Source organism: Rhizobacter sp. P3_B12, from assembly GCF_056402895.1.
In genome coordinates, this window is sequence record NZ_JBFUGN010000707.1 from 1 (window position 1) to 3,277 (window position 3,277).

Annotated in this window: 2 protein-coding genes; both read right to left on the reverse strand. The window is 69.3% G+C overall.

Annotated features, from left to right (window positions below; genetic code table 11):
* Positions 1–2,073: glycine--tRNA ligase subunit beta (glyS, locus tag AC1D01_RS26595; protein ID WP_477871717.1), on the reverse strand; the 2,073-nt coding region annotated here is incomplete at its 3' end.
* A gap of 5 nt (positions 2,074–2,078) precedes the next feature.
* On the reverse strand, positions 2,079–2,999 hold the full coding sequence (gene glyQ, locus AC1D01_RS26600) for a glycine--tRNA ligase subunit alpha (RefSeq protein WP_477871719.1): 921 nt from the start codon (positions 2,997–2,999) through the stop codon (positions 2,079–2,081).
* Positions 3,000–3,277 lie beyond the last annotated feature (278 nt).

Below are 3,277 nucleotides of genomic sequence, written 5' to 3' on the forward strand. Positions count from 1 at the left end.
GGCGACGCGGTTCATCGAGCTGCGCAGGATCGCCAGCAGGCCGAGCCGGTTGACGCGGATCTTGGGCTCGTCGGCGTTGACCATCACCGGGTCGAAGAACGCGTCGACCGGCGCCTTCAGGGCCGCGAGCGCCTGCAGCGAGGCGGTGAAGTCGCGCCGGTCGAAGGCTGGCCGGGCGATCCGCTCGATCTCGACCAGCGCGGCGTGCAGTGCCTTCTCCGCCGGGTCGGTGAACAGCGCCGCATCGACCTGCTCGGCGACATCGCCGTCGGCCTTCTTCAGGATGTTGCTGACCCGCTTGTTGGCGGCCGCCAGCGATTCCGATTCGGGCAGCGCCGCGAACGCACGCACAGCCGCCAGCTTCTTGCCGACGTCGCCGAGTTCCTTCGGCCGCAGCGACAGCACGGCATCGACCTGCTGCGCCGTCGCGCCCTGCTCGCGCAGCGCGCCGGCCAGGCGCTCGTAGATGAAGTCGCTCAGCGCGGCACTGGCATCGGTGATCTTGTCGCCGAACGCCTGCGCCGCGTCGTGCAGCAGTTTGTCGAGCGGCAGCGCGAGCTGGCGTTCGCTCAGCAGCCGGATCACGCCCAGCGCATGGCGGCGCAGCGCGAACGGATCCTTGTCGCCGGTGGGCAGCTGGCCGATGCCGAACAGGCCGACCAGCGTCTCCAGCTTGTCGGCCAGCGCGACGATCTCGCCGATCGGGCCGCGCGGCAGTTCATCGCCGGCGAAGCGCGGCTTGTAGTGGTCTTCGATGGCGAGCGCGACCTCGTCGGCCTCGCGGTCGTGGCGCGCGTAGTAGCCGCCCATGATGCCCTGCAGCTCGGGGAACTCGCCGACCATGTCGGTCAGCAGGTCGGCCTTGGCGAGCAGCGCGGCGCGGTCGGCCTGCGCCACGTCGGCACCCAGCTGCCTGGCGATGCCCACTGCGATCGCCCGCACCCGCTGCACCCGCTCGCCCTGCGAGCCGAGCTTGCCGTGGTAGACCACCTTGTCGAGCCCGCCGACGCGATCGGCCAGCGACTTCTTGCGGTCCTGGTCGTAGAAGAACTTCGCATCGGCCAGCCGCGGGCGCACCACGCGCTCGTTGCCGCCGGTCACGCGGCTCGCGTCGGCCGGGCGGATGTTGCTGACGACCAGGAACTGGTTGGTCAGCTTGCCGGCCGCGTCGAGCAGCGGGAAGTACTTCTGGTTGGCCTTCATCGTCAGGATCAGGCATTCCTGCGGCACGTCGAGGAACTCCGGCTCGAAGCGGCACAGCAGCACGTTCGGCCGCTCGACCAGCGCGGTCACCTCGTCGAGCAGCGCCGCGTCGTCGATCGGCTGCAGGCCCTGCTGCTTCGCCGCATGGTCGAGCTGGCGCACGATCTCGGCATGGCGCGCCGCGAAGCTCGCGATCACCGCGCCCTGGTCCTCGAGCTGGCGCGCGTAGTGGTCGGCATCCTGCAACACCACCGGCTCGATCGCCGCCTCGAAGCGGTGGCCGCGCGTCTCGCGGCCCGACACCAGGCCGAACGCCCGCAGCGGCACCACGTCGGCACCGTGCAACGCGACCAGGCCGTGCACCGGGCGCACGAAGTTCACGCTGCTCCAGCCGTCGTCCAGCTGGTACTGCATCACCTTGCGGATCGGCAGGCCGGCCAGGGCTTCATCGAGCGCCCCTTGCAGGCCCTCGGCCAGCATCGGCCCCTTGACGAGGCTGTCGTAGAACAGCGCCTCGGCCTTGCCGTCGGGCTGGCGCTTCAGCTGCGGCAGCACCGACGCATCGGCGCCGACGCTCGCGAGCTTCTTCAGCAGCGCGGGGGTCGGCTGGCCGTCGGCGGCGAGGCCCACGCTGACCGGCATCAGCTTCAGCGACACCGCGCGGTCGTCGGCCTGCGCGCGCACCGCGCTGACGTGCACCGCCAGGCGGCGCGGCGTTGCGTACGAGGTCGTGGCGGAGTGGTCGGTGGCCAGGCCGCGCGTCTTCAGCCCGGCGAACAGCGTCGCGGCGAAGGCCTCGCCGAAGCGCTTCAGGTCCTTCGGCGGCAGCTCCTCGACGAACAGCTCGACCAGCAGGTTGTGGGTGCTCATATCGCTCAGGCCGCCTTCTTCTTGTTCAGTTGCTCGATCACTTCGTCGGCCCAGGCCTTGGGCGCCATCGGGAACCCGAGGCGGGCGCGGCTGTCGAGGTAGCTCTTCGCGACGGCGCGCGCCAGGGTGCGGATGCGGCCGATGTAGGCGGCGCGCTCGGTGACGCTGATCGCGCCGCGCGCATCCAGCAGGTTGAAGGTGTGGCCGGCCTTCAGCACCTGCTCGTAGGCCGGCAGCGCGAGCTGCTGCGCCATCAGGTAGGTGGCCTGCTTCTCGTGCGCCGCGAAGGCCTGCAACAGGAAGTCGACGTCGCTGTGCTCGAAGTTGTAGGTGCTCTGCTCGATCTCGTTCTGCAGGTAGACGTCGCCGTAGCTGAGCGTGTCGGTCCACTTCAGGTTGTAGACGTTGTCGACGCCCTGCAGGTACATCGCGAGGCGCTCGAGCCCGTAGGTGATCTCGCCGGTGATCGGCTTGCAGTCGATGCCGCCCACCTGCTGGAAGTAGGTGAACTGCGTGACCTCCATGCCGTTCAGCCAGACCTCCCAGCCGAGGCCCCAGCAGCCGAGCGTCGGGTTCTCCCAGTCGTCCTCGACGAAGCGCACGTCGTTGGCCTTCAGGTCGAAGCCCAGCGCTTCGAGCGAGCCGAGGTACAGCTCGAGGATGTTGGCCGGTGCAGGCTTCAGCACGACCTGGTACTGGTAATAGTGCTGCAGGCGGTTCGGGTTCTGGCCGTAGCGGCCATCCTTCGGGCGGCGGCTGGGCTGCACGTAGGCCGCCTTCCAGGGTTCCGGGCCGAGCGCGCGCAGGAAGGTGGCGGTGTGGCTGGTGCCGGCGCCGACCTCCATGTCGTAGGGCTGCAGCAGCGCGCAGCCCTGGCGGTCCCAGTAGTCTTGCAGGCGCAGGATGATTTGCTGGAAGGTCAGCATAAGGGTTCGAAAGTGGAACTGGCGATTCTAGGCGGGYGGGTCGTTCGGGCATGGGCGCTTGAAGGCGGGTGCGGGGAGGCTGTGGCTCGCCGGCCGGGGCGGTCTTCGCCCCTCTCGGGGCGAAGACTTCCCTCCGCTGACTGGTTTCATGGCCCGTCGCCCAAACTCCCGCCACTCACTTCGTTCGTTGTGGTCAAACAGTGGGCGACAGTCAGTGCACGAAGCGTGCTGCGCACGCGGGCCATGAAACCAGCCAGCTCCGGCGCCCCGTCCCTATT

Excerpts from the sequence above, each read along its gene's own strand:
- glyQ (WP_477871719.1), bottom strand. The coding sequence starts at position 2,999 with ATGCTGACCTTCCAGCAAATCATCCTGCGCCTGCAAGACTACTGGGAC.